We start from the raw sequence: 25,155 nt of genomic DNA, 5'->3' as shown, positions 1-25,155 counted from the left end.
ATGATGAAAATTTCTGTTGGCCAGAACAGTGAAGTCATAGCTCTTAACGCCGTTGGGTTTCTGCGGAGGCTCATTCCTGTAATCCCAGAAAAGTTCTTCGCCTTATCCCTCACTCACTTTTCGTCGATACCCGGTTTAAGAACGCTTTTGTTTGGCGCTTTGTTCACCACCTTTACGGTCGGAACCCGCGCCAACGCGACGGATTCAGTGCGCTCCGCCGTGCAAGATCTCGTTGCGGATACCGCTATCCCGGGTGCGGTCGTGGCCTATCGAACGGCGGAGGGACGAACCGATACATTCGCCGTTGGATACGCAGACCCGGAAACGAACCGCCCCATGTCGCCCGATCTTGTATTTCCGGTCGGTAGTGTCGCAAAACCCTTCGTCTGCGCACTCTTCCTTTTGCTTTCCGACGAGGGTCTCGTGGATCGTGAGACGACCGTCGGCAATTTTCTCAGTGTCCCGGATTTTGTATCTGAAAAGCAGATACGGAGCCTCGGCAATCACACCGCCCGTCTTCCCGACGCGATTCGTAACGCGGATTTCCAGAAAATGCTCGTTGCCAATCCGTCTGACAGTTGGACTGCCCAAGAGATTTTGCCTTTTGCGTTCGAGCAAACTGAGCCTCCCGAGGAGGCGTCAATTGCCCGTTATTCCAACACCCATACCATTCTCCTCGGGCAGATCATTGAGGAAGCCACCAAGGGTAACCTCTCAGCCTTGCTGGAAGAGAAGGTCTTTACCCCGTTTGGCATGTCGGAAACGTATCTCCGGCTGGATGGTATCGATACGCGGGAAAGGCCCCGGGGTTATCGATACGCTAAACAAAACTGGCCGATTGGATACGGTGATTTCCTCACCGACGTGACTGATTTCAACGTGAGCTGGACAAACGCTGCCGGGTCTCTTTTCGCAACGGCTGACGATTTACTCAGAGCGGTGGGTCCGATAGCGACGGGCTCCTATCTCTCCGAAGAATCCAAGACCTACCTTTTCGACTGGGCTGATACCCAAACGTCCGCGGTCGTATACGGGTTTGGCATTGAAAGTTGGAATGACTGGATCGGGCACCGCGGTGACGTGCCCGGGTATCAGGCCTTCTTCGCAATCCACAACGAAACCGAAACAAAGATCGTTGTTCTCACAAATCTATCCAACTTTCCTAAGGGGCCGGGGCCAGCTGAATCTGTCGCAGAAACTGTCTTGAAGGTGCTCCACTAGAAAATTTAAATCCCGTTTGAAATCGATTTCACTAGCCACGGAGATAAAACTGGAGTGGCCAATTACCTACTACCGTTTCAAAAAATGGTTTAAAGTAGCTATTGAAACGCTGTTAAAGCTCGTTACCTGAAGACCGCAACACATCGTCGGAACCAAGTGGAAATCAAGCCATCTACTGGACGCTTGCGAAAAAACCACTCCCCTAAATTCTTAGTCTAACGAAGAAAAGACGTTGGTCATAGCACTTTAAAAACATTCCGATCACGATACGAAACGTGCGGCGTCAATACGCGAAACCTTACTACGAGCAGAAATCGAGCAGTTTCAGAGATACAGGAATAGACAAATGCCGAACTTCGTTCAACTAATTCTCCGGCGCCGATATAGTCCAAGTAAAGCTGCGGCCCCAAAGCTCAGTAGAAGTGCTGAGAAAGATGGCTCCGGGACTGGCACCGCTGCGCTTCCACCAAAAAGGTTCCATGCCTGTCTGATAGGCGTGTTGCTTGGCGGCTGTATAAAAGTCTCGTCAACTTGAATACTAAACGAACTTTCGGTTATCTGTATCGTTCCACTGAACGGCCACAGGCCCTGCATCGCAAAGGTGATGTCAGCGTCAAATTGAAGATCTGTGACGATGCCGTTAGAAAACGTCACTTCCGAGTTCGGGTCAATATTGTTGATGGTCGTCGTATATGACCCTCCCCCAAAGCCGGAATAAATCGAAAACGAATCTCCATCAACATAGGAGTTAATGTCGAAACCTGTGGTGCCAATTATATCAAAGGTCCCGTCAATTGTAGGTGTTTCAGTCCCGTCGATTGTAAGTGTTCCAATATTGGACCAGTCGGTTGCAAACCCATTGACACCTCCACCTCCCGGATTCTGCAAATCCGTCGTCCCGATGTTGTACATACCATCGGGATCGAGATCTAACTGAGCGTAGCCGTTCGAAAAGTAATCAATAAACTGGCTTCCACCGTCAGGGGTGAAGTTGATTACCATTGCTGAACTACTCCCCGCCAAGATCAGGAGACCTGTAGAAATAAAGAGCCGCTGATTCATCATCATTCAAATAAATTAGGAAGTTGAGGTCTTCGCTAGTACGAATTCCGGTTCGCATACGCTGTCAACGCTTTTTTGAGACTTCGTCCCAATCTCACCTCTGAAAGATTTCTTCCGCCGCAGACCGGTCCAGAGACCCGCAAGAGCGGCAAGCGCGATTCCGAAAGAAGACGGTTCTGGGACTACCGTTACGTTTCCTTTGCGATCAGAGTAGAGGCTAAATCCGAGTTGGGTATCCGCAACGTCGAAGGAATACGAAAGTCCAGACGCGGAAAATGTTCCAGTGAATGTCACAGGGAATACAAGATTTTGAGCTAAGCGCGCCTGCACGGAAAGGTCCGCAGTGATATCCATGGATGTCAGCACCCCATCCTGAAAGGTTAAACCGGTGCCCGTTGGGTTCGAAACCGATATGTTGTAAATAACCGCTGCGTTCCCAAAACCACTGGCGTCATTATAAGGCGTGTAGACAGGAGACAGGGGAGAGATCTGAAAAGGCCCGCCAGAAACAACTGCGGTGTTCTCTGCATCGGGATCCACAGCGTCGCCTCCATCTCCATTGATCGACCCATCCCAAGTGTAGGTGTCAAAAACAAAGGTAAGATCGCCGACACTGATTACCTGAAGCCCCACTCCCGAGACCGGTGTGAATTCGATCCTACCGGCACTTAAACTTGCAGCGTCAGGCTGTGTTTCGGTCTGGTTGTTGACCGTTGGTGCAGGATCGGAGGGGAAAAACGAGGAAAACAATCCAGAGTAATCGGAGGAAGCATCCAGCGGAGACGCGATGATCGCAGACCAGTTCCCGCCACCAGGCTGCTGGAAATTTGGGTAATCCGGTAACCCATTGTGTCCGACAGTTGGGTTTCCGAAGGAGTCCTTGCCTTCGATACCATTCTGGGTAGACGAGCTCTTGACTCCAATAATCGCAAAGGATCCGGTCGCGGGTCCTCCCAAATCGACATAGGTTTGAGCACTCAAGTGCCAGCCAAATAAAGTAGCTGACGCGGTAAATAGGATTGCTTGCGAAAGATTCATGGTAGACATTGCCGGTTTTCGAGAATTAGTCTCGACAAGTCAAGATGCATCCAGATGACAGCAACTAATGGTAAGGCACCATAAATTCGGGGAGCAGGGATTCACTCTCATAGAATTGCTCACGTCCATAGCCATTCTTGGCCTGCTGATCGGCATCCTCGCTGCATCCATGGGCTCATCGAGAGAGCGCGCAGCCGTTGCCGGTAGTCTTTCGAATCTTCGTCAAATGGGTGCTGCTGCCGGACTCTACAGTAACGATCACGGAGGAAAGCTTCCTCCTCATGCTGTTTTCGACGAGGAGTTGGGAGAGAATAGGGAGTGGTGCTACGCTCGGTTTGGACCTCAGACCGACAACCCTTTTTCTGGTGGTCTATTGGCACCCTATCTGGAAAACGCAAAAGACGTGCTTACTTGCCCGGTATGGCAACCTTCTCCCGAAATGCAGGAGCTCGTTGAGCAGGCCTTCAACGTCCCCGGCAACCTAGGATATGGGTATAATGGCTTGTATCTGGGGGAGCGGAAAATAGAGGAGGACGGCTCCTTTATAGGAAACTACAACGCCTATCCTCGATCTGCGGTAATCAACCCTTCCAAAACCGTGATGTTCACCATCAGCGCGACTAATCGGTTTGGTCAAGCAGCCAGCCAGGAAATGATCTGGCCTCCAGGCCATCTCACTGCTGGAGGAAGCTCTATTTGTGTTCGCTTGGTCAATAGTAAGGAAACCTTGGTCGGGTGGGTAGATGGTTCGGTTTCCGTAGTTTCCGCAATCCCCGTTGAGGAGTTCCCTGATGACGGAATCTTTACCGGACACATCGATATGGATGAAGACGGGGAGCCAGACGTTGATATCTGGTATCCCTTTCCTCCAGAGAGCTCGTTATGAAGAAGCTTTGAGCTGCCTTCCCGCCTTCTTTTTTAAGCGCCTAACCTTTCCCCGAATCTTGGCAAAATCGGCCTTCTCCATCCGGTCGATGAACAGGATTCCGTTTAAATGATCGACTTCGTGCTGGATGCAGCGGGAGAAAAGACCTTCGCAGCTCAGCGTATGCTGGACGCCCTCGAGATCCTGATAGGTCACACCGATCTCGCTCGGTCGAGGCACATCTCCCCTTACCTGATATAATGACAGGCAACCCTCCTCCACTACTTCGAGTTCCAGAGGTTCTGGATACAGAATCTCGGGGTTCACCAAAACCAACGGCATTAAAAGTGGGGGCGGCACCTCTTTTCCGTCCAACAGAGCTTCGCCGGTATTCTGAGCCCCTTCTCCGAGGTCGACAACGCAAAGCTGGATCGCCTCACCAATTTGCTGTGCAGCCAAACCGATCCCCCCCTCCTCATACATCGTTGCCAGCATCTCTTGAGCAAGAGCATCCAGAGAATCATCAAAGGTCGTGATTGCTTCCCCCTTTTCACGAAGGACGGCTTCACCGTATTGGGTTACTCGCAATGTCATGACAGCCGGTAGGGGATTCGCACCCGAGGATCGCTTGTATCGAAGTCTCTCGTATTGCGGGTCACCAAAAAACAACCTTCCGAGCTAGCAGTCGCAAAGATGATCGCATCCGGCAACTTGAGTCGCAAGGCACGCCGTTCCCTCACAGCGCCCGTGGCGACCTCCATGGAGACGTCCACTCTTTTCATCGAACGAAACAGCGATTCTGCAGCAGCCCGCTCGCGATCACTCCCCGCACCACACATGACCTCCATCCAAGAGATCACCGAATAGATCGGTTCGTCGTATCGATCCATCTCTGTTTTCGCCTCCCCAAATCCCTGCAGATAGTCGATAAGAACATCGGAATCTATTACCGCCTTCACCGATCCCACTCTTCCCTAATCTTCTCTACGATCAAACGGGAATCCTCTTTCCTCTTCCACGCACCAAAAGCTTGGATCCGCGAAGAGTCTACCTCTTCGGCGAGCATACTGCGAACCGCCCGTCTAATGGCCTCCGCCCGTGAAATCCCCTGCTCCTTACACAAATGCGCTAATGCGTCGAGTTGATCCTCTGGCAAATCGACAATCGTTCTCATATATCGTTATCATTTATCATTTGACTTCGGGTGCAAGATTAAATTCCCGATTAGGATCAGCCTCAGTATGCTTTTGATCGATTTAAGGGAAAGCGGCCTCCCGTGGCAGTATGGCAATGGCCTTGTGGGCCGGTAGGCCTTTTTGAGAACCGCGTCGCAGCTACTACAATGTCATTGGCGGTGTTTTAAGAACCGTTAGGTTCGTATACTGCGAGAGTGTTGTGAAGAAGGACCGCGTCATTCTTGCAAAGCCTTTTCAACGCGGCGGAAGCAAGTCACGGCACAAAGCAGTCCCAAAACGGCGAGGATCGGATTTACCGCCGGAAGAACTCCGGGCCAGATCCCGGCTACGAAAAAAAACACCCCGACCACCAAAGCGCGGTCACTTTTCCCCATCGGGCCATCGTAACGCCGGGACATTCCCTGCGTTTGAGGAATCAGACCGCAAAACTCCGTAGAAATTGCCATTACTACAAAAACCGATCCTAGGGCGGGGCTCGCTCCCGGAAGAAAACCCAGAGGTAAGTAAAGCGCTGCATCCGAGAGTATGTCGCCTATCTCGTTGAGGAAGGCGCCTAAGCGGGTTTTGCCCTCAAACTCCCGGGCAAGCATTCCATCGATTGCATTCAATGCCATCCGGACGAACAAGAAGACCGGGTAAGCGAAATAGACGATCCGGCATTCCGGCGCGAGGAAGAGCCAAATCCCTACCGCCAATGAGAGGATCAAGGCCAATACGGTTATGGCGTTCGGCGTCACTCCCCAACCCGCGAGTCGGAGCACCAAAGGCCGAAGAAGGGCTTGAAAGCGGGTCTTGAGATCATAGACGCTCACCATCTCTCAAGATCCGTAAAAGAAGACGATGATGCGGTAGAAAACAGGAGCGGCAAAACAGAGTGAATCAATCCGGTCGATGATGCCTCCGTGACCCGATAGTAGACTGCCATAATCCTTGATTCCACGATCCCTCTTGATAGCCGACATCACGAGTCCGCCGAAGAATCCCATCAGACACAGAACGACGGATAACACGAAGGCTCCCAATGGCGAAAAGGGGGTCGCCCACCAGAGAAGGGTTCCGATGGCTGCAGTCGAAACAATTCCACCGACAAGACCTTCGGCCGTTTTACTGGGACTCAATTTCTGAGAGATTGGCCTCTTCCCAATCGCTTTGCCCCAACAATACTGCAACACATCCGAGAGCTGCACAATCACGACAAGGAAGAAGAGCAGTTTCATGTTTTCACCGCGGTAGTCGTTGACCGGGATCAGAAGAAGAGCGGGTGCGTGACTGATGAAGTATACGTAGACCATCAGCCCCCACTGAACTTTCGCGGTGCGGGCGAGAAAATCCGTCGTGTCTTCTGCGAGAGCGGCTCGAATAGGTATGAATATGAAAGCGTAAACCGGAATGAAAATCGCCGCCATGACCTCCAAACCCAAACCAATCGCTACGTATTGAGCGGGGAGGATAAAAAAGAAAGACCAGCAGAGGGCGCGGTGGTCTCCGGGGCGGGTTGGCGTTATGGTTATGAACTCCCTGAGCGCTTGGAAGGAAATGACGGCAAAAACGATCAGGGCCGCAATTTTCCCGAAAAGCATGGCCAGGGTCATAACGATGACGATTCCCCACCAAGCTTGAATCCGCGAAATTAGATTCCTGTAGAAACGGCCCTCGTCTACCCTCAACCAACGCTTTCTAAAGAAGAACGCCGCCAAATGGGCAACGATCAGGAGAAGGTAAACTCCACCAAAAAGAAAAAGAAGTTCTGGATCGTCAGTTAGACTCATTCACCACTTCTTGACCCAGCAAACCTTCTCGAGATCCAGAGTCACTCAACTCTATCAATGCATCCGTAGCCCGGGTTAGGAATGTCTCCTTTGTTTCTGCTTCATCGAAGAAAAGTGGTTCGCCGAAGGCGAGCGTCGCCACAAGGGGCAAGGGAAAGCGCTCTCCCTTGGGCAAAATGCGGAAAAGGTTTTCCAGATAGACTGGAACGAAAGGCACACTCGGCACTAGCTGTGCCAAGTGAGAGATACCCGCTTTAAAAGATCCAAGATCCCCAGAGCGACTTCTCGTTCCTTCCGGGAAAACAATCAAACATCCACCTTCTTTCAATGCAGCCTGCATTGCCTCCATGGGATTGTTGTCGCGCGTCACCGCTCTTCGCTCAATTAGAATCGCCTTGAACACGTTTCGGGCAAGATACGATCTCAACCTGCCGCGATCCCAGTAATCGCTGGCCGCGATAGGTCGGGCCCGACTGCGAACCGTCGGCGGTAAGCCAGCCCAGATGACGGGAAAATCGAGGTTACTCGTGTGGTTGGAGAAGAAAACGAGTGGCCCATCCGGCAAAATTCGGGGCGATTTTCGCACTACAGCACCGCAAACCAACCGAATCAGAAACACCAACACGGCGGAAACGATCTTTCGTTTCATACCGCCTCACCACCATTTCCTTCCGGCTTCAGAGCCACGGAAACAGAAAAAATACCATAGAAATCGGGGAGCATTCTCGTCTTCGCCAATCCAACGCTGGCTACCAATTCGTCCATCTCGGCCTGGGTCCGCCGTCGCATGATCCACGGTTCACCCTCGCGGTTGTTGCAGGTGCGAGCAATCATCTCAATCTGGGGATGCCAGGGCTGACTGGTATATATTAGGCTCCCGCCTGGCTTAAGCACTCCGGCAATTCCTTCCAGCGACTGGACTACTTGGGCATTCTCGGGGAACAGTTCGTAGAGGCCAGAGACGATCACGATATCTGGAGGGGGTGATTCAGCCAAAAGCGACTCTTTATCGAAGGCGTCACCCAAAACAAACTCGACGGACTCAACCCCCATGGTTGCGGCATTTCTCGTTCCCGTCTCGACGTTTCGCGGTGTGTTATCCCGGAGGCGGGCCTCAATTCTTAGATCCGGATTCGTCCGGATCACTTCCAGCACGTAGCGGCCACAGCCCGTTGCGACATCGAGAACACGCACGGACTCCTCTTTTCCGCCCCGGCTACGGATCTCCTCCGCCAAACACGCTTGGAGATTCTCTCCCCGTTCGCGGATTCCGCGCCAGCCCACCGCATTCAGATAGGCTCGGTCGATCCACTTTCCTAAAAAAGTTTTTCCCCTTGGTTCGTTTTCGTAGACGTAATCCAAAGACGTTCCGGAATCGAAGCCTGTTTCGCAGCCGATGGAGATCCCACTACTCAATCGCCCAACTGTGCGGAGAGCCATTCTCTGAAGGCCGAAGAACAAACCCTTCCAAAGCGGCGGCGAACACCGAAGAAGGTCATATTCGCGCTGCGTATACCCCGAGTCATCCCCGCGGGAGAGATTGCTCCGGTCGACAGGGCACCGAAAAGCCTCGAGAATGAACTGGCGGGCGGCATCGACCGGTAACTGCCGTTCCTTCTCGTGAAGAATTGCATGAAAAAAGCCCGGATAACTTTTCATCTTTTTGACTGGAGACGAGAGCTTCTCGAAAAAAGCCTGTTGAGCTCCGTTCTTCACCACCCAGTCGCTTCCTGCGGAAAGGACGAGGGTCGGAGTTTCGATTGCAGCCGCGTCCGCGAGAATCCGGGTGGCCGTATCGTGGAGCCCAAGGAGAACTCGCACCGAGATGTCGCGGGTAATCAAAGAGTCTTTGTCATAGAGGGCTGCTTGCTCAGGGTCGTGGGTCAGCATCCGCGACTTCACATAGCTACTGATTTTCGCCCGCGGTTTGATCCGAAGGAGGAGTCGCAGAAACGGAATTGCCAAGGGAACGTAAAGCCGAATGCGAAAGGCGGGAGCGGCGAGAACCATTGCACGGATTCTGGGGGCGTAATCATGCACCCAAGCACTCGCCGTTACCGCCCCCACGCTATTTGCAAGAATGACCATGTTCTCGACCGGAATGCCGTGGTTTCCAGAGACAAATCGGACGAAAGAGTCTAAATCCTTAACGAGATGGTAATAGCTTTCCGCGTCTCCACGTTCGCCGGGCGACTCACCATGGCCGCGGGCATCCCAGCTAAAGGCCCAAGAATCGGATAGTCCAAGATCTTCGATCTGTCGCTCTACCCTACCCGAATGTTCGTGCCCCCGATGAATAACGATCAGGGCGCGATCGGATCTCACCTTCGGCTCCCACGTTCGGAAAAACAATCGGGTACCATCCCAGCTCTCGAACTCGTCACTCGTAACCGTCCAGTTTTCCGTTTCCATACTCACCCTTCGCTTTGCTCCATCCTACCGGATTGATTCCGCCGTTACAGAAAAATCCATCTAAAGTGCCCTACACCTCATATCCGAACGCGTCGAAAAAGGATTCCCACTCCGAGCGAACCCTTCTCTTTTCCTCCTCGGCCAAACCGGGATCGTTTTTGCGGTAGTTTCCCACCTCTCGAAGATAATGCTGAAAGCGATCCGTGGCCCTCGTAGAACCCTCCAAAGACAGATCGGAATAAATCGACGATAGGGTTTCCATCGGTTTCGCCTCGAGGTCCATGAAGGCAACTTCGACCAAGCAATCCTTAGGAACTAAATCACGCTGCTCGAGGTAAGCGGTCATGAGCAGCGGATAACTCTCCAAGACATGTTCGACGATCCGGTTTCGATCTACCGGATGAAACCCCCACTCCGTTTGTGCCTTGAGGTAAAGATCGACCGTTGAACGAAACACATCGTAAGGATTGCGATGGATGTGGATGAATCGCGCTCGAGGGAACATCTCCAGCAACAAATCAATCCGCGCAGTGTTAGCGGGATTTTTCAGGAGGAACGGTTTTCCCGGTCGAACGAGAGAAACCTTGCGAAGAAAATAGAGATACTCTCTCCGCCAAGCTTCGATCAAGGTGGGGTCCCGACCATCGAAAAAAACCGCGTTCTGGAAGATGCGCTCCATCGCGTTCGGAAAGAACGAGACATGATAAAAGGAAAAAGGACAGGAAGCGACCAGAGCCAGTTCTTCCTCCCAAGGCGAATCGGCTGACATCGCAACATTATCCATCAATCGTTTCTTCGGAACGGCCTTTTCAATCTGTCGTCGAAATACTTTCCCCAGAGTCAAAAAATCAAGAGGCATCGCAGCTTCGCGGATAGTCATCGACTCGAATTGGGGATCCTGACTGAGGAGATTCTGCAGGTGGGTGGTTCCACTTCTCCAATGGCCAATCACAAAAACCGGATTGGACGGCAGCTCGCTCCCACTGATCCGCTTTTCATATCGCCTTCCTTCGAACCAAATTCCCGGTTGCCGCAGTAAACTCAAAAAGATCACCCCCGCAAAAGCAGGAATGTGACGCGGTGAGATGCCGTAGCGGCGAGCCAAAGTAACCAGATTGCCAAAACGCCCGGAAACAAGAGGATGGGTTACAATAGCTGTCACTAGGTTCCCTCCTTCCAACGTCGAAGGGTCGCTTCAGCTTCGGGTCTAATGACCAACCCAGGGCGCGCTTCCCGCATGAAGTTCATCGCCTCATCCGCTCCTTTGGCGAGGCCTTTGTGCAAGAGATAACATCCCGCAATCGCCGCAGTCCGAGAGTACCCGATTTTACAATGCACGTAGACCATGCCCTTAGACCTTTCCTCATCAATAAAGCGAATCGCCTTCTCGATCTGTTCATCACTCGGTGCGGTTAGATCGAGAATCGGAAGGTTGAGGTAGTTCAATCTTCTCAAAGGAGACGGTTCCGAGAATTCAGCGGTTAGATCGAGAATCGCGGTGACTCCTTTTTCGATTAGCCCCTCGGTCTCGCGAGAGGTCAACTGGCGGCCGATCCAAAGTCGAGGAGCCAGTTCGTTCAAGAGGTCGCACTGACGCGCATAATATCTCCGGGACACTTCATGCCCCTGGATCGCAAAGCAATGAAAAGCCCGAAAGGCCCAACTGTGCGATCCACCCTGCTTTCCATAGACACCGGCTCCTAACCCCCAATATCCGGATCCGATCACCCCAAGAGAAACCGCTGGCCAAAGAAAGATCAGACCCAGAGGGTAAAAAGCCCAGCCAGCCGCCCCCAACAAGAAGAATCCCGCGAAGTAAAACGATCCGACGCGTTTGTTCATCTTAGCAAACCTAGCGGTTCATTCTCAGGCCAAGCGATGACTTTCGAGAGAAAAATGAATTCCTCAAACGACTGGAAAAGGGACGTGCCGCTGCCACCGAAGCTTCTGTTCGCTAGTTGCGAAGTAGCCTAACGATATCTTCCGAAGAATGCCCAAGGCCCCAGAGGCCCCGGCTATTCCCTGTATGGATACAAGCTAACGGTTCTCAAGGACTCCGGCAAGACCTTGTGTGAATCCGACGAGGTCGACTCCTAGACTACGGATCCTCTCCCGAACCTCTTCATTGTCCAACTCGCCGTCGTCTCCAAAGGCGCTTCCATCAGCATAAACGAATCGGGGGACGATCACGCAGCGGAAATCCGCCATCAAACTGTTCGCTAGAGGCAAGACCGATAAGTAACTCCCCTGCCCTCCGGCAGCAGCAATAAACCCTACTACTTTTCCGCTCCAACTCCCCGAACCCGTCATTTCGACTACATTTTTTGCTGCGGCGTTATAATCGTAGTTATAGATCGGTCCGGCGAGTATGATACCGTCGGCCCGTTTTACCCGCTCGGCAATTGGTGCGACTGCCGGATCCCCGTAAGCTGCCCCACCATCACAAAAGGGAAGCGCGTGATGCCGCAAATCAACGAAGTCAACCTCTTCACCGGCATCGTCTAAATCGTTCCGGACGACCTCTGCCATCCGGCGACTACGGCTATTCTCACTGAGACTACAACTAAGAACCAAAAAACGCATGATACCGGGACTTTCACCGACAGCGTTTATTCCTCGGCCAACGATGTCGAGGGATAAACCGTTTCCTGAAACCATCAAAAAGACCTTTGAAGCACTGTAAGCCGGATTCTGTATCCCTCGCCGTTGGCAAGGAATGGCATCCATTCATCTAGATCGGCCCAAACCGATCTTTTCGCCGAAGCGAAATGCAGCTAAACCCGGGACCAAAGGGCGAGCCACCCGATCCTCTATTCGCCTTGCACCGGATTGGGTTTATCCTGCCTCGCCAGTTACCTGACGAGCGGTGGGCTCTTACCCCACCTTTTCACCCTTATCCCGCATTCGCGGGACGGTTTGTTTTCTGCGACACTTTCCGTCACGTCGCCTTTACACGCCGTGCCCCTCTTTTCAGAGGGAATCCTGCTCTACGGTGTCCGGACTTTCCTCTCCTCCACCAAAGTAGAAAAGCGAATGCCCGTGCTTCAAAGATCGAACCTTACCATGGGAGACTCGGGCACAGATAGCAAACCCCTTCCAGCTCCTTCGATCCCTCAAAACAGGAATGAATTTTTCCTCAATCAAGAAGCCCGACCCGCCGCACCTTCAGGGGTGATACCGAATTCGTCGTTCGACCTCTTTCCAAAGAGAAGCGGCACTCCTTCACAGAAGCAGAGACCAGTATCAACAGGTCTTTCGAACTGTGAAGGTTCTTCTCTAAAACCCGCTGACTACTCTGTCTGATCGGCGGTAGGCAATCGATTCATCACCTGCTGTGCCGCTATTTCGGCATCCTCCGCAGAGAGCTCTCCAGCCTCCACCTCCGCTGCAATTCTCTCCAGCACCGCGGCTGCTTCGCCCTCGCCAAGGGTCTCTTCCCGTTCCGCAAGACCTTGATAAACGAGTTCAGTCGACACCGGATTTGGGCTCAGCTCCCGGTAGTAACCAGCCGTGCGTAAAGGTCCAAAAACAACCGTTGGCTCCTCGCCATCGGTGAAAGATGGGTAAAGCATCACCTCTTCGGTGACAAACCCAGCTTTCCGGAGCTCAACCCGATGCGGCACCTGCCGATTCAAGCGAACGTCCACTGGAGAGTTACCAATGAACTTCCCGTTCACGTAAACAAAAGCACCTTCAGGGGCCGTCTCGATGTCGATTGTTTGCCGTGAAACGGTGCCGCAACCACCAAGCAAAACAGCCACCAACGAAACTGCTACACCCCGTAGGAGCCACCGATAAAGAGGCAAACGCACCTTGAAACGAATTGACATGGGACGAGCAACATTCAAAACAAAGGGTTGAGCGACAACATTTTTCGCTCTTTTCCACAGTTTAATCATTCCGCGGCCAGGTCTTTCGGTCAGCTTTTTCAATTTTCGATCACTCTCACTCGTGTTTGGACTTCTCTCCAACGACATTGGCATCGACCTAGGAACCGCCAACAGTTTGGTTTTTGCAAAGGACAAAGGCATTGTTCTTCGGGAACCCTCCGTAGTCGCAGTGTATTCAGCGTCGCGGAAAGTCTGTGCGGTAGGGGAAAAGGCCAAGAGAATGTTGGGGCGGACCCCCGGAACGATCACTGCTTTACGCCCCATGAAAGATGGGGTCATTGCCGACTTCGAGATCACCGAAGCCATGCTGCGACACTTCATTCGCGAAGTGCAGAAAGGCGTTCGTTTTGTTCCTCCAAGGGTGGTCGTCGCGGTTCCATCAGGTATTACCGAAGTGGAACGACGTGCTGTGAAAGAGTCTGCCATCAATGCCGGTGCTCGTGATGTTATTCTTATCGAAGAACCGATGGCAGCAGCGATTGGAGTCGGTTTACCCATCCAAGAACCTACCGCGAACATGATTGTCGACATCGGTGGAGGGACAACCGAAGTAGCACTCATTTCTCTGGCGGGAGTGGTTTACACAAAGAGTGTTCGCGTCGGCGGCGACGAGTTTGACAGTGCGATTATCAATTACATGAAACGCGCCTACAATCTCACGATCGGAGAACGCACCGCCGAGGAAATTAAACTCAAAGTTGGCTCCGCGTTCCCTCTGGAGAAGGAGTTAACGATGGAGGTGAAAGGCCGGGATTCCGTAGCTGGACTTCCGAAGACCATCCACATTTCCTCGCAGGAAATTAGAGAAGCCCTCTCGGACACTATCGGCGCTATCCTGGATCTGGTCCGGAACGCACTTGAACGGTGCCCCCCTGAACTCTCTGCGGATTTGGTGGATCGTGGTTTCGTCCTTGCGGGTGGAGGCGCACTCATCCGTGGCCTCGACCAGATGCTTAGCGACGGAACCGGGCTTCCCGTCTTTGCGGCCGAGGACCCGCTCAGTGCTGTGGCGATGGGAACTGGAAAGGTCCTGGAAGAGCTGGAATCGCTCATTAAGGAAATCGCGATACACCGCAAAGACTGAGCCAACAGGCCGCCCCGGAGACTGTCACCTTGCTCCGTTTACGCTCTCAAGCCGGAAGACCGTTCGTTATCCTTGGGATTTTATTTCTCCTTTGGCTGCTTTTACCGCCCACTCTCAAGCGTTTTGGAGAGAATGCTCTCTACGAGTTTCAGGCGCCATCCGCGGTTCTTTCGTCTCACCTGGAAGACCTCGGTGCCTATTGGTCGATCCGCACTCGATCCAAGAGAGACTTAATCGAAACCGGGAGGGAGCTGGCTCGCCTCAATGCGCTTTATCGGGTGCAGGCAGGAGAAAATGAGTCTCTTCGCAGTTACAATCTACGGCTTCGTCAACTTCTCGACATTCCTGCTCCATCCGATTTTCGCCTCGAGACCGCACAGGTTGTTCGCCGTGACCTTAGCAACTGGTGGCAAACCATTATCATCCGTAAAGGGCGTGATGCTGGTATTACCGAGGGCGCTGGTGTCGTTTTTTCCGGCGGTGTAGTTGGCCGGGTGCGATCGGTCCACGCCTATACTTCAACCGTAGAGCTGATCAGTAGCCGAACGTTTCGGATGGCCGCCCATTTTGCAGGTGACACCCGCCCGTTGCGGTACGAGGGGGCCATTGTTCCCTCTCTTCAGAATCCGAAGGGCTCAGTCCGGGACGTTCCCTCGGATCTATTTGCATCTCCGGAAGACCCTCTAATCCTCGTGTCGTCCCGATTGGGAGGCGTCTTTCCCGATGGTCTTCACATTGGCGAAGTACGCTTCATGGAGACGGACAGTTCGGGTCTTTTTCAGCAGGGGATCGTGCAATTGGAACCAGCCCTTCTGGATCTCCATGAGGTATCCGTTCTGCTTCCGGCAGGCGAAGCCACTGAGGAAGTTTTTTCCTACGAATTACCCACGAATCCATGAGGGCGACCGAAGTATGAAGCTGTTCCGACAGGCTCTGGTCGCGTTTCTGGCAAACGGTCTCGTTCTATTCATCATTCTTGAGCTGAACTCGTTTATCGCCTCCTACTCCCTCTACATCACGGTTGGAGGAATCTTCGTAGTTTATCCCGCGCTACGAATGCCTTTGAACACAGGATTTCCGGTGGTTTTGCTTACTGGAGCACTTTGGGATGCCATCACCCCTGCTCCATTTGGACTCTACCTTTTCGTCCTTGGATTTCTCTATGCTGGACTCTACCTGCAACGGAATCGATTCCGGTCGCGCCGAACCTTCCATCTTGCCGTGGTTTCTCTCGGAACGAACTTTATTCTTCTCCTTGTTGTTTCAGTCTGGTTCCTCCCCAGCGCGGCTTTCTTTTCCTACGCTTCCCGTTGCGCGATAGAGCTCCTGCTTTCTGAGGCCGTTGTCGTGCTTCTTGCTTATTGGATCTTTGATCTCCAGGAAGTTTCTGTTTCACTGGTAGGCGCTCAACCGACACCCGAAGAGCTCTCCTGACCATGGGAACCATTAAGAAAAAAACTGAGAAGCCCGTTCCGCCGCCCGGCAAACCGAAACTCTTCGATTTTCAAACCCGGCGGAATCGACGAATGATTCCCTTCTTCGTCCTTACTTTCTTGGGTTTTTGCCTTCTTGCAGCCCAGCTCTTCATCGAACAGGTGATCAGAAATGAAGAGCATCTTGCACGCGAAAAGCAGCAAAACATGCGGCAGATCCTCTTACCGGGACCCCGTGGTAGTATTCTTGATCGAAACGGCCAATTGTTGGTCGGAAACCGAGCCCGCTTTTCTGCCGCTGTCTTCCTCAATGCACTGCGGCAAGAGTTCCGAGAAGAATACCTGGCCCAGATCAATGAGGTCCGGCGACAGGAGGCTGAGACTGGACAAGAGGTGGATATTTCGAACAACGATTTAGTTTGGGGCGCTCGCCTTGCCGTAGTTCAACGCCACTTGGATGAAATCAACCGCATCCTCGGGCGCACCGACGAGATTTCTCTCCGAGAGCTGCAGAGCCATTTCAACAATCGCATCCTGCTTCCTCTAAAACTGCTCCCCGATTTATCCGAGGAGGAGTACGCATTGCTTGTCGATCAGTTGGCACCCAACTCGCCGATTCAAGTTTGGACCCAAAGCTCCCGCTACTACCCGTTCGGTTCCTTAGCGGCTCACGTGCTCGGCTATGTCGTCAATCAGGAAGAAAGCCTCGCCGAGGAAGACTTGAGCGACAGTGTCAAACTAATGACCTTTAGCCACTACGGAAAGGTCGGCCAAGCGGGAGTAGAAAAGTCATTTGACGCTCTCCTTGATGGTAAAAACGGAAACGAAATTTGGCGGGTGGATCCACAAGGTTTCCAGTACGAAAGACTTTCAATCGATCCACCGGAAAAGGGAGAGGATCTGAGGCTGAGTATCGATGTTGCGATTCAACAGGCGGCGGAGCGTGGTCTTGAGGGTAAGGTGGGTGCTGCTGTCGCGCTGAATCCCCGAACCGGCGAGATTCTTGCGATGGCCAGCAGTCCAACCTACGATCTCAATGATCTTACTCCCTACATATCCCGGAAGGTTTATCGGGAGATCGACCTCGCCGGAGGCTGGCTGAATCGCGCGATTCAAGGTCTCTATCCTCCAGGATCAACCTTTAAACCTCTCACAGCAGTAGCCGCTTTTCACCGAGGCGTTCTGGAACCTGACGAAATCATCCTTTGCGGCCCATCACACCAGGTTGGCAACCGCAGTTTTCCGGAACACACTCCGCCCGGTTTTGGAGAAATTGCACTGCCGCGGGCGATTGCGGGAAGTTCCAACGTCTTCTTTTATCAGGTCGGATTACGCGCTGGGATCGATTGGATTTCAGAAACGGCCACGCGTTTCGGGTTGGGACAAAGAACCGGCATCGAACTTCCGCACGAAACCTCACGGATGATCGTGCCGACCAAACAGTGGAAAAGAGACACTCAAGGTTCTTCGTGGTTTCCCGGAGACACCGCCAACATCTCGATCGGACAAGGTTTTCTTCGGGTCACACCTCTACAAATGGCTTTGGTCGCCGCCAGTCTGGCAAATGGGTCTACCGGCCTTCAGCCAACGCTTTTGCAAGCGAACCACTCGACCCAAAAAGACCTCGAACCACTTCCCATAGCCCCTCTTGAGTATGAGTCCATTGTCCAAGGAATGGTGCAGGCGGTGGAACAAGGGACCGCCAGACGTACTCAGTTCACCGATCTATCAGTTGCCGGAAAAACAGGCACAGCCCAAGTCTATCCCGGAGGTAAACCACTCACGCTCGCGTGGTTTATCGGTTTTGCTCCGACCGAGAATCCGCAGATCGCAGTCGCGATTGTAATCGAAGGGGTCACCGAGGAAGATCAGTTTCAGGGTGGAACTACCGCCGCACCTGTTGCCCGCGGTATTTTCTCCGCGTGGAAAAACTCCCTTCCAAATACTCTAGTCGATTTAACTCATCGTCCGCGTAGCCGTTAGAGCACCGTGGACTCCCAGCAAGTCTTTGAAGTAGCTTCCAGCTTCGTGAGGCCACGGTAGATCTACAAGGCGCCAGTCTGGGTGGTTTGCGAACGAATCCTTGCTCCAGGAAAAGAATTCGGGATCGTCTGTTCGAAAATAAATCTCTCCCCCTTCCCCCATTACCCGAGCGATCCGGGTGAGAAATTTCTCTCCGGTCATCCTGTTTTTCGCATGCCTCTTCTTTGGCCAAGGATCGGGGTGCAGAAGGAAAACCTGAGCCACCGGATTTTGCTTGGGCCACGCCTCTAATATTTCCGTTCCCTCTGCCTTCAGAAAAAGGACATTTTCCAAACCACGCTTTTCCTGCTTTTCCCTCGCGAGCCGAATGCGACGCGAGATCAAATCCACACCGACCATCAATTCATTGGGGCGGAGCCCAGCCAGGGAGGTAAGCCAATGACCGTGCCCACAACCCAATTCCAAAATCACCCTCCGCTTTTCCTCCGAAAGAAATCCCTCAAGGGTGCACTTCAATTCTGACAGCCTTGCCGTTCGTTTGGCCTCTGCCAGCGCTCTCCCGGAGTCACTCAACAATTTCCTCCGGAGACCGGGTTGTTTTAGGAAAAACGCAAATAAACCTCGTCCCATGGGGGAGAACCGGCATTACCCGCACGTTACCACCATGAGCCAAAAGAGCATGGCGAACTATGCTCAACCCAAGTCCAGTTCCGCCAGTTCGAGTAGACCGGCCCTTGTCCAACCGATAGAAGCGTTGGAAGATTCGATCCCGCGCCCGTTCTGGCACCCCTACCCCATCATCCGTCACAGTCACTTCAACTACTCCTCGATCAACGTCTTCTTCGATACCAATCTCCACGAAGCTACACGAAATGCCGTGCTTAAAAGCGTTTTCCACAAGATTACTCAAAACGCGGTTTAGGTAGGTCCGGTCCAGTTCGACCCAAACCGGGTCTGACGGGCAATCTAGTTTAAGATCAGCCGTGGCACTCTTCGGCTTTCTGAACTCTTCCGTGAAGGTGCGAACCTCAGACACTAAATCGACCCGTTCCTTATTCAACTCCAAGGTCCGTGACTCGAGGCGGGAAAGGCTCAAAAGATCTTCGACCAGCCTGTGGAGTCGTTCGGTGTTCCGGTGAATCTTTTCTACAAATGATGTCTTTTGAGTTTCGCTTAACGAAGCTCCATCTTCGTACAACGTTTCCGCAAATCCCTTGATTATCGTAATCGGTGTTCGAAGTTCGTGAGAAACATTCGCTGCAAAGTCCCTGCGGATCGCCTCCAGTTTCTTCAGTCGGGTGATGTCATTGATTAAGTAAAGGCTTAGACCTTCTCCACTTCCAGAGTCGAGCGAGGCTCCCGATATCTCCAGCCATGCCGTTCTGCCCATGAGATCGACTTCAATCTGGCGATACCCATATTTGTTCTCCTCCCCCACCTCTCTGACGAGATCAAGAAATGAGGGGTGGTGAACAAAACGTTCGACCCTTCTACCTACCATGGGAAGCCCCTCATTCAAAAGGCGGTCCGCCGACCGGTTAGAGACCAAAATTCGATTCTCTCCGTCAATTACGACCGCCCCTTCACGCATGTTGCGGAAAGTCGTATCGATCTGTTCCATCTGGGACGTGCTTTGTTCCTGCAGGCGCATTCGCTCCTCCATCTTTACCCCGATAGTTGTCATTAGCTGGCTAAGACCTGACTTTCGTGAAAGCGTTTTTTCTCCGTCCATTAGAAGCTCTCGATCCGCATCAATAGAATCGCCCAGCTCCCGGATGATGCGCCTAATCCTACGCCAGCGCCGCTCGTAGAACCAAACAAGCAGGACAATCGCAGCGATTAGAACCGTCGTTAACAATGGGAGTCTCCTGGAATGGAATTACTGTTCGACAGACAGATTGATATCGACCATTCGATACCCTATCCCCCGGACTGTCTCGATCATTCCTGCATAAACCCCCAGCTTCTCCCGTAAACGCCTGACATGAGTGTCAACCGTCCGGGTTTCCGTGTCGCTTTCGTAATTCCACACCTTCGAGAGAAGAACTTCTCTGGAAAACACCTCCTGTGGGTTTTCCATCAAGAGCTGTAGCAACTTAAACTCCGTAAGAGTCAACATCACGATCTCTCCATCGACTACAACCTGATTTAAATCTTTGTCTGCCAATAGTTTACCAAGCCTTACCTCCCTCGAATTGGCAGATTTTGCTTCCCCTGCCCTTTTCAAGACCGCACGGATTCGGAGAATCAATTCTCTAGAGTCGAAAGGTTTGGCCAAGTAGTCATCCACCCCTGTTTCAAGACCCTTGATTCGGTCCTCAGGTTCACCCCTCGCAGTCAAGAGGATCACCGGAATACGGGAGAGAGCCTCATCTGCCTTCAGGGCATGAGAAATTTGCAGACCACTCAGTCCCGGCATCATCACATCGAGGAGAATGAGGTCAGGACAGAATTCTCTGGCCAGTGAAATGGCCTTTTCCGACTGGTTTGTGATTTTCGGGGTGAAACCTGCACTCTCAAGCTGATAAGACAGCAAATCGGTCGCGTCGGTTTCATCATCGACCACCAAAATCTTTGCAGGCACTTCTACACTCATAGGGACCCAAGTCTCCCCCAGTGAAAGCTCTGACCAAAGAAAAAAGCAAGTGCATACGCCTGCTTGATTGTCACAATCCAGAAACTATGGGTTCCGCTTGAGAAACACTTGTAGAATCGAAACATCGGCCGGACTCACCCCACTGATTCGAAGGGCTTGGCCGAGAGTCCTTGGACGGACGGCTTGAAGTTTCTGTCCACTTTCTTTTTTGAGTCCTTTTACTTGTTGATATTCAACACTTTCTGGAATTTTTATCGAGTCGAGATTCCTAAACTTCTCCACTTCTCTTGCTTCTCGCTCCAGATAACCCCGGTATCGAATGCGATAATCCAATTCCGCGGTTTCTGCAGAACTCCACTGGAGAGACTCTGGAAACTCTACCATCTGTGCACCTCGACGGATTCGATCTCCCCAGGTTCCGAAAGCATCCCGCTCGTTTTCAAACCTCTCCACGTTGCCGAGAACCCGTTTCTTTTTCTCTTCCATGCGAGAAAGCCGGTCTGATTGCACCAACCCGTACTGCTTTGCAGCATCCACCAGACGAATTTCAGCGGAGTCCATGTTGAGAAGGAGGCGAAACTCTGCCCTGCTTGTGAACATACGGTATGGCTCATTGGTCCCCTTCGTCACGAGGTCATCAATAAGAACTCCAATGTAGGCCTGCTGGCGGTCCAGGACCAGGGGTTCCTCTTCCCTCACCCTTGCAATCGCGTTCACTCCTGCGATCAACCCCTGCCCTGCTGCTTCTTCGTATCCAGAGGTTCCGTTGATTTGTCCCGCGAAAAAGAGACGTTCAACCTTCTTGGATTCGAGACTCGGGTAAAGCTGGGTAGGTGGAGCAAAATCGTACTCTACGGCATAGGCAGGTCGCAACATCTCAACGGATTCCATCCCAGGGATTGTGCGAAGCATTTCGGCTTGAATGTCGAACGGTAAACTCGTCGAGAGACCGTTTACATACCACTCGCTCGTATGAAGGCCTTCAGGTTCAAGAAAAAGCCGGTGAGACTCCTTGTCTGCAAACTTTACAATTTTATCTTCGATGCTCGGGCAGTATCTTGGGCCCACGCCTTGAATTTCCCCACCGTAAAGTGGTGACCTGTGCAGATTCTCTCGGATCAACTGTTCCGTCCCAGCGGTCGTCTCAGTCATCCAGCAGGAAACAGATTCCGACCCAGGAACCCATCCCGCACGGGTTTCGCCCGATTGTTCCACGTGGAACAAATCCGCGTCGGACCGCGTATCATAAAAGGCAAAAAACGTGGGTTCAGAATCACCTGGCTGCTCCTTCAATCGAGAAAAGTCCAAGGAGTTGCCTAGGATTCTGGGTGGAGTTCCCGTTTTAAAGCGATCCAGTTCGATGCCCGCCTCCGCAAAGCTTCCGGATAATCCTTCTGCGGAGAAATCACCCAGTCGCCCACCTTTGTTTTGATTTTCACCGATATGCATCAACCCACGCAAAAACGTTCCCGTGGTGACGACCACTGATTGGCCGTAAAACTCAACGCCTAGATTCGTCCTTACACCCACAACCCGGCCGCTGCGAAAAATCAGCGATGTCACCAGCGCCTGAAAACAGGTCAAGTTACTCTGCCACTCCAGGGTTTGCTTCATCCTGAACTGGTAAGCCTTCTTATCGCATTGCGCCCGCGGAGCCCGTACCGCAGGTCCCTTCGATGAATTGAGAAGCTTAAACTGGATTGCGGTGGTGTCCGCATTCACAGCCATTTCTCCACCAAGTGCATCGATTTCCCGAACCATGTGACCCTTCGCCTGACCACCAATTGCTGGATTACAACTCATCTGAGCAACTGTATCCAGATTTCCGGTCAAAAGTAAGGTGTCTCCTCCGCGCCTTGCGGCCGCAAGCGCAGCCTCGCAGCCCGCGTGGCCGGCTCCGCATACAATTACTTCGTAGGGACACGAAGTCCCATACCGCAACGCTACGCTCATTTACCTATACAGAATTCTCCGAAGAGAACATCCAACATAGCTTCGTTGTCAACGGTTCCGACAATCGACCCCAATGCGTCTAACGCATCCCGTAACTCCGGAGCCACATATTCTGTAGAAGTCTTTTCCTGCAACGCCAGGCGGGCGCGCTCCAGTGCTGTCTGACATTCCTTCAAATATCCTATGTGCCGCTGGTTGTAGAGAACACGATCCTCAGCACCCTTGAGCATATCCTCACGAATCATCGATTCCCAAATTGAAAGAAAGTCACTTACGCCCATTCCTTCAGTTGCCGACAGACTCACTCGTCGCAACTGCGGATAGAAACTCGGATTCATTGAGAATTCGGGCAAATCACACTTGTTGAAAACCAGTAGCGTGTTCTCTTCCGTGAAACCTGCTTGAATTTCAGGGGGAAGGGTAGGGCAATCCTCCGTTCCGTCCATCACCACCAAATTGAAATCTGCGTTTCCCGCAAGACGTTGTGTCCGTCGCACGCCTTCTCTTTCGATTTCGTCCGCAGATTCCCTAATCCCCGCCGTATCAAAAATTTGGATACAAAAACGGCCAAGAGTAAAGGAGTCCTCAAGAAAATCACGGGTTGTACCAGGGGTAGCGCTTACTATCGCCCGCTCTTCTCCCAGAAGCCGATTCAGCAAACTGCTTTTTCCAGCATTCACCTCCCCGAGAAGAACTGTCCGAATGCCGCGGTGAAGAAGCTCACGCTGGCGTCCGGTAGCTATCATTTCCCCAAGTCGCGAGATGAGCACTGCCAGCTCCTTTCGCGGACCATCGGTAGTCTCTCCCGGGAGGTCCTCCTCAGGAAAATCAATGTAAGCTTCGATCTCGGCGAGAACCGATAGGATTCTGGAAACGCAGGACTCGATCTCATGGCCTAGTCCACCAGCCAGCTGTTTCTGGGCAGCCAGCACTGCAGCCTCACTCCGAGCTGCAATCAAATCTGCGACCGCCTCTGCTTGAGACAGGTCCATCCGGCCCTCAAGAAATGCCGTTTTCGTAAACTCTCCTGGTTCCGCTGGGCGCGAACCCCGCCTCTCCAAATCCCAGAGGATTTGTTCCACGAGGAACATATTTCCATGGCAGGAAATCTCGACCAAATCCCGCCCGGTATAAGAAGAGTAGGGTGGGAAGTAAGTCCACAGCACCTGATCCACCGGTGTTCCGCTGATTACACGATAGGTTCCCAGAATCGCTTTGCGAAACGCTTTTTCGGACACATCAACATCCAAAGAACCCCGGATCAACTCAACGACTTTTGAACCCGTCACTCGAATGACCCCAATAGCTGAAGTCCCCGGCACCGTCGCGAGCGCATGAAAAGTGTCATTCACGGGGATCTACTTAATCACCGATGAAAGCCATGGAAGAGAAAAATGAATCCGTCATTCTTCCGGCGACTTTTTAGTTCGCCAAATCATCTATTAACTATTGTCAATCAATGATTTACCAAATTTAACTCTGCCCAAAGATCTACTTCTTTTCCGGTTCTGATCCATTCAGTTCCTTGTCGTCACCTCCGGCAAGAACGTTACCCACCTCAACCTTGACTCCTTCCCGAATTTTCGCGGTCAGCTCGTCCATCAACTCTGGATTCTCTCGCAAATAGGTTTTCGCGGCTTCTCTCCCCTGACCAATTAAGTCGCCGTTGTAGGATATCCAGGCACCCTTTTTCTCGAGAATCTTCTGCTCGACGCCCAGATCAATCAGTGAGCCGGAGCGCGAAATTCCCTCGTTGTAGACGATATCAAACTCACATTCCGTGAACGGTGCGGCAACTTTGTTTTTCACCACTTTCACGCGAGTCCGGTTGCCGACCACCTTGCCCGATGGCTCCTTGATTTGCCCAATTCTCCGGATGTCCATCCGGACGGAAGAGAAAAACTTAAGAGCGCGACCACCGGGTTGAGTCTCTGGACTGCCGAACATGACTCCGATTTTCTCCCGAATCTGGTTTGTGAACAGACAGAGACAGTTCGTCTTGCTGATCGCCGCCGTAAGCCGCCGCATCGCCTGACTCATCATGCGAGCTTGTAACCCAACGGTCGTATCGCCCATCTGGCCATCCAGCTCGTTTTTGGAAACAAGGGCAGCCACCGAATCAATTACGATGATGTCGATCGCACCAGAGCGAATGAGTGTTTCGGTAATATTGAGCGCGTCTTCCCCAGATTCCGGCTGTGAGACCATTAGTTTGTCCAAATCTACTCCGACCGTCCGCGCGTATCGAGGGTCAAGAGCATGTTCTACATCGATAAAGACCGCGTTACCCCCATTTCGCTGTGCCTCGGCAATCAAGCTTAGGCAAAGCGTGGTCTTTCCTGAAGACTCCGGACCATAGACCTCGCAAATACGGCCCCGCGGTAGTCCGCCAACTCCTAAAGCAAGGTCGAGAGCAATTGATCCCGACGAAATCGTCGAGATGTTCATATTCTTCGCCTCTCCTAGGCGAATCAGCGAGTTCTCGCCGAACTGTCGGTTGATGCTCGAAATCGCGAGATCGAGATCTCGATTTCCTGTCTTTTGACTCTCTTTAGCGGGTGGTTGTTTGGGCATTACTTTTCCTTTCTGCCCAAAAAGACCGTTCATCCCCCAAAAGGCAAGAAATATGTTCTTTTGTTCACCACTTTTACGC

At 52.3% G+C, this 25,155-nt stretch carries 25 protein-coding genes and 1 other RNA gene; 6 read left to right on the top strand and 20 right to left on the bottom strand.

Annotation, left to right across the window (positions count from 1 at the left end):
* Positions 1-1,221: a serine hydrolase domain-containing protein gene (locus tag AAGJ81_07915; GenBank protein ID MEM0966055.1), complete on the top strand. Its 1,221-nt coding sequence runs from the start codon at positions 1-3 to the stop codon at positions 1,219-1,221.
* Positions 1,222-1,581: 360 nt separating this feature from the next.
* Here AAGJ81_07915 and AAGJ81_07910 read toward each other — a convergent pair whose 3' ends face one another.
* Together AAGJ81_07910 and AAGJ81_07905 are read right to left on the bottom strand one after the other, a co-directional pair.
* Complete coding sequence (locus AAGJ81_07910; protein ID MEM0966054.1) at positions 1,582-2,289, bottom strand: hypothetical protein; 708 nt, start codon at positions 2,287-2,289, stop codon at positions 1,582-1,584.
* 9 nt (positions 2,290-2,298) lie between these two features.
* Positions 2,299-3,321, bottom strand: a complete 1,023-nt coding sequence (locus AAGJ81_07905; protein ID MEM0966053.1) for a hypothetical protein — start codon at positions 3,319-3,321, stop codon at positions 2,299-2,301.
* A 67-nt stretch (positions 3,322-3,388) separates the two neighbouring features.
* On the opposite strand from AAGJ81_07905, the gene AAGJ81_07900 reads away from it, so the two are divergent.
* Positions 3,389-4,207, top strand: a complete 819-nt coding sequence (locus AAGJ81_07900; protein MEM0966052.1) for a type II secretion system protein — start codon at positions 3,389-3,391, stop codon at positions 4,205-4,207.
* Here the strand turns inward: AAGJ81_07900 and def are convergent.
* The 12 genes from def to AAGJ81_07840 all read right to left on the bottom strand — a co-directional run bounded on the left by def (position 4,202) and on the right by AAGJ81_07840 (position 13,393).
* Positions 4,202-4,780 (bottom strand): peptide deformylase, encoded by a 579-nt coding sequence (gene def, locus AAGJ81_07895; GenBank protein MEM0966051.1) that lies wholly within the window; start codon positions 4,778-4,780, stop codon positions 4,202-4,204. The two genes, AAGJ81_07900 and def, sit on opposite strands and share 6 nt — an antisense overlap.
* The gene (locus AAGJ81_07890) at positions 4,777-5,145 is read right to left on the bottom strand and encodes a PIN domain-containing protein (protein MEM0966050.1); all 369 of its coding nucleotides are present in this window, start codon (positions 5,143-5,145) and stop codon (positions 4,777-4,779) included. Before AAGJ81_07890 ends, def begins: the two co-directional genes overlap by 4 nt.
* Positions 5,142-5,360: a CopG family transcriptional regulator gene (locus AAGJ81_07885; protein ID MEM0966049.1), complete on the bottom strand. Its 219-nt coding sequence runs from the start codon at positions 5,358-5,360 to the stop codon at positions 5,142-5,144. The genes AAGJ81_07890 and AAGJ81_07885 overlap by 4 nt, the downstream gene beginning before the upstream one ends.
* Before the next feature lie 237 nt (positions 5,361-5,597).
* Positions 5,598-6,197: a CDP-alcohol phosphatidyltransferase family protein gene (locus tag AAGJ81_07880; GenBank protein MEM0966048.1), complete on the bottom strand. Its 600-nt coding sequence runs from the start codon at positions 6,195-6,197 to the stop codon at positions 5,598-5,600.
* A 3-nt stretch (positions 6,198-6,200) separates the two neighbouring features.
* Positions 6,201-7,151, bottom strand: a complete 951-nt coding sequence (locus tag AAGJ81_07875) for a phosphatidate cytidylyltransferase (GenBank protein MEM0966047.1) — start codon at positions 7,149-7,151, stop codon at positions 6,201-6,203.
* Positions 7,138-7,800: a lysophospholipid acyltransferase family protein gene (locus AAGJ81_07870; protein ID MEM0966046.1), complete on the bottom strand. Its 663-nt coding sequence runs from the start codon at positions 7,798-7,800 to the stop codon at positions 7,138-7,140. Before AAGJ81_07870 ends, AAGJ81_07875 begins: the two co-directional genes overlap by 14 nt.
* Positions 7,797-9,563: a bifunctional alpha/beta hydrolase/class I SAM-dependent methyltransferase gene (locus AAGJ81_07865; GenBank protein MEM0966045.1), complete on the bottom strand. Its 1,767-nt coding sequence runs from the start codon at positions 9,561-9,563 to the stop codon at positions 7,797-7,799. The genes AAGJ81_07870 and AAGJ81_07865 overlap by 4 nt, the downstream gene beginning before the upstream one ends.
* Positions 9,564-9,633: 70 nt before the next feature.
* Positions 9,634-10,725: a sulfotransferase gene (locus AAGJ81_07860; protein ID MEM0966044.1), complete on the bottom strand. Its 1,092-nt coding sequence runs from the start codon at positions 10,723-10,725 to the stop codon at positions 9,634-9,636.
* The gene (locus AAGJ81_07855) at positions 10,725-11,405 is read right to left on the bottom strand and encodes a dual specificity protein phosphatase family protein (protein MEM0966043.1); all 681 of its coding nucleotides are present in this window, start codon (positions 11,403-11,405) and stop codon (positions 10,725-10,727) included. Before AAGJ81_07855 ends, AAGJ81_07860 begins: the two co-directional genes overlap by 1 nt.
* 195 nt (positions 11,406-11,600) lie before the next feature.
* Positions 11,601-12,221: an NADPH-dependent FMN reductase gene (locus AAGJ81_07850; GenBank protein ID MEM0966042.1), complete on the bottom strand. Its 621-nt coding sequence runs from the start codon at positions 12,219-12,221 to the stop codon at positions 11,601-11,603.
* 6 nt (positions 12,222-12,227) lie between these two features.
* Positions 12,228-12,612: RNase P RNA component class A (gene rnpB / locus AAGJ81_07845), an RNA gene on the bottom strand.
* A 241-nt stretch (positions 12,613-12,853) separates the two neighbouring features.
* Positions 12,854-13,393, bottom strand: coding sequence for a PEGA domain-containing protein (locus AAGJ81_07840; protein ID MEM0966041.1), 540 nt, complete (start codon positions 13,391-13,393; stop codon positions 12,854-12,856).
* Positions 13,394-13,514: 121 nt separating this feature from the next.
* Here AAGJ81_07840 and AAGJ81_07835 point away from each other — a divergent pair, with 121 nt between their 5' ends.
* The 4 genes from AAGJ81_07835 (at position 13,515) to AAGJ81_07820 (ending at position 17,953) form a co-directional block, all read left to right on the top strand.
* Positions 13,515-14,537: a rod shape-determining protein gene (locus tag AAGJ81_07835; GenBank protein MEM0966040.1), complete on the top strand. Its 1,023-nt coding sequence runs from the start codon at positions 13,515-13,517 to the stop codon at positions 14,535-14,537.
* A 29-nt stretch (positions 14,538-14,566) separates the two neighbouring features.
* Entirely contained in the window at positions 14,567-15,436 is an 870-nt protein-coding gene (mreC, locus tag AAGJ81_07830) for a rod shape-determining protein MreC (protein ID MEM0966039.1), read from the top strand.
* 13 nt (positions 15,437-15,449) lie between these two features.
* A complete protein-coding gene (locus AAGJ81_07825) occupies positions 15,450-15,971 on the top strand; it encodes a hypothetical protein (protein MEM0966038.1) in 522 nt (173 codons plus the stop codon).
* 92 nt (positions 15,972-16,063) lie between these two features.
* Positions 16,064-17,953: a penicillin-binding transpeptidase domain-containing protein gene (locus AAGJ81_07820; GenBank protein MEM0966037.1), complete on the top strand. Its 1,890-nt coding sequence runs from the start codon at positions 16,064-16,066 to the stop codon at positions 17,951-17,953.
* Here the strand turns inward: AAGJ81_07820 and trmB are convergent.
* From trmB to recA, 6 genes are all read right to left on the bottom strand, one after another.
* Positions 17,927-18,529: a tRNA (guanosine(46)-N7)-methyltransferase TrmB gene (gene trmB / locus AAGJ81_07815; protein ID MEM0966036.1), complete on the bottom strand. Its 603-nt coding sequence runs from the start codon at positions 18,527-18,529 to the stop codon at positions 17,927-17,929. The genes AAGJ81_07820 and trmB overlap by 27 nt on opposite strands.
* The gene (locus AAGJ81_07810; protein ID MEM0966035.1) at positions 18,519-19,811 is read right to left on the bottom strand and encodes an ATP-binding protein; all 1,293 of its coding nucleotides are present in this window, start codon (positions 19,809-19,811) and stop codon (positions 18,519-18,521) included. Before AAGJ81_07810 ends, trmB begins: the two co-directional genes overlap by 11 nt.
* 21 nt (positions 19,812-19,832) lie before the next feature.
* Positions 19,833-20,549 carry a winged helix-turn-helix domain-containing protein gene (locus tag AAGJ81_07805; protein MEM0966034.1) on the bottom strand — a complete coding sequence of 239 codons (717 nt, stop codon included), beginning with the start codon at positions 20,547-20,549 and terminating at the stop codon, positions 19,833-19,835.
* An 84-nt stretch (positions 20,550-20,633) separates the two neighbouring features.
* Positions 20,634-22,502: a tRNA uridine-5-carboxymethylaminomethyl(34) synthesis enzyme MnmG gene (mnmG, locus tag AAGJ81_07800; GenBank protein ID MEM0966033.1), complete on the bottom strand. Its 1,869-nt coding sequence runs from the start codon at positions 22,500-22,502 to the stop codon at positions 20,634-20,636.
* Positions 22,499-23,854, bottom strand: a complete 1,356-nt coding sequence (mnmE, locus tag AAGJ81_07795) for a tRNA uridine-5-carboxymethylaminomethyl(34) synthesis GTPase MnmE (GenBank protein ID MEM0966032.1) — start codon at positions 23,852-23,854, stop codon at positions 22,499-22,501. The genes mnmG and mnmE overlap by 4 nt, the downstream gene beginning before the upstream one ends.
* Positions 23,855-23,993: 139 nt before the next feature.
* Complete coding sequence (gene recA / locus AAGJ81_07790; GenBank protein ID MEM0966031.1) at positions 23,994-25,076, bottom strand: recombinase RecA; 1,083 nt, start codon at positions 25,074-25,076, stop codon at positions 23,994-23,996.
* Positions 25,077-25,155 lie beyond the last annotated feature (79 nt).

Source organism: Verrucomicrobiota bacterium, assembly GCA_038744685.1.
In the GTDB taxonomy this organism is placed as follows: domain Bacteria; phylum Verrucomicrobiota; class Verrucomicrobiia; order Opitutales; family Puniceicoccaceae; genus Puniceicoccus.
The sequence above is the reverse complement of the archived record's forward strand: the minus strand, read 5'-3'. Positions and strand labels throughout refer to the sequence as shown.

Bases quoted from the DNA above. Each gene is read 5' to 3' on its own strand.
- AAGJ81_07915 (MEM0966055.1), top strand. From the start codon at position 1: ATGATGAAAATTTCTGTTGGCCAGAACAGTGAAGTCATAGCTCTTAAC.
- AAGJ81_07910 (MEM0966054.1), bottom strand. From the start codon at position 2,289: ATGATGATGAATCAGCGGCTCTTTATTTCTACAGGTCTCCTGATCTTG.
- AAGJ81_07905 (MEM0966053.1), bottom strand. From the start codon at position 3,321: ATGAATCTTTCGCAAGCAATCCTATTTACCGCGTCAGCTACTTTATTT.
- AAGJ81_07900 (MEM0966052.1), top strand. From the start codon at position 3,389: ATGGTAAGGCACCATAAATTCGGGGAGCAGGGATTCACTCTCATAGAA.
- def (MEM0966051.1), bottom strand. From the start codon at position 4,780: ATGACATTGCGAGTAACCCAATACGGTGAAGCCGTCCTTCGTGAAAAG.
- AAGJ81_07885 (MEM0966049.1), bottom strand. From the start codon at position 5,360: ATGAGAACGATTGTCGATTTGCCAGAGGATCAACTCGACGCATTAGCG.
- AAGJ81_07880 (MEM0966048.1), bottom strand. From the start codon at position 6,197: ATGGTGAGCGTCTATGATCTCAAGACCCGCTTTCAAGCCCTTCTTCGG.
- AAGJ81_07875 (MEM0966047.1), bottom strand. From the start codon at position 7,151: ATGAGTCTAACTGACGATCCAGAACTTCTTTTTCTTTTTGGTGGAGTT.
- AAGJ81_07870 (MEM0966046.1), bottom strand. From the start codon at position 7,800: ATGAAACGAAAGATCGTTTCCGCCGTGTTGGTGTTTCTGATTCGGTTG.
- AAGJ81_07865 (MEM0966045.1), bottom strand. From the start codon at position 9,563: ATGGAAACGGAAAACTGGACGGTTACGAGTGACGAGTTCGAGAGCTGG.
- AAGJ81_07855 (MEM0966043.1), bottom strand. From the start codon at position 11,405: ATGAACAAACGCGTCGGATCGTTTTACTTCGCGGGATTCTTCTTGTTG.
- AAGJ81_07850 (MEM0966042.1), bottom strand. From the start codon at position 12,221: ATGGTTTCAGGAAACGGTTTATCCCTCGACATCGTTGGCCGAGGAATA.
- AAGJ81_07840 (MEM0966041.1), bottom strand. From the start codon at position 13,393: ATGTCAATTCGTTTCAAGGTGCGTTTGCCTCTTTATCGGTGGCTCCTA.
- AAGJ81_07825 (MEM0966038.1), top strand. From the start codon at position 15,450: ATGAAGCTGTTCCGACAGGCTCTGGTCGCGTTTCTGGCAAACGGTCTC.
- AAGJ81_07820 (MEM0966037.1), top strand. From the start codon at position 16,064: ATGATTCCCTTCTTCGTCCTTACTTTCTTGGGTTTTTGCCTTCTTGCA.
- AAGJ81_07805 (MEM0966034.1), bottom strand. From the start codon at position 20,549: ATGAGTGTAGAAGTGCCTGCAAAGATTTTGGTGGTCGATGATGAAACC.
- mnmG (MEM0966033.1), bottom strand. From the start codon at position 22,502: ATGAGCGTAGCGTTGCGGTATGGGACTTCGTGTCCCTACGAAGTAATT.
- recA (MEM0966031.1), bottom strand. From the start codon at position 25,076: ATGCCCAAACAACCACCCGCTAAAGAGAGTCAAAAGACAGGAAATCGA.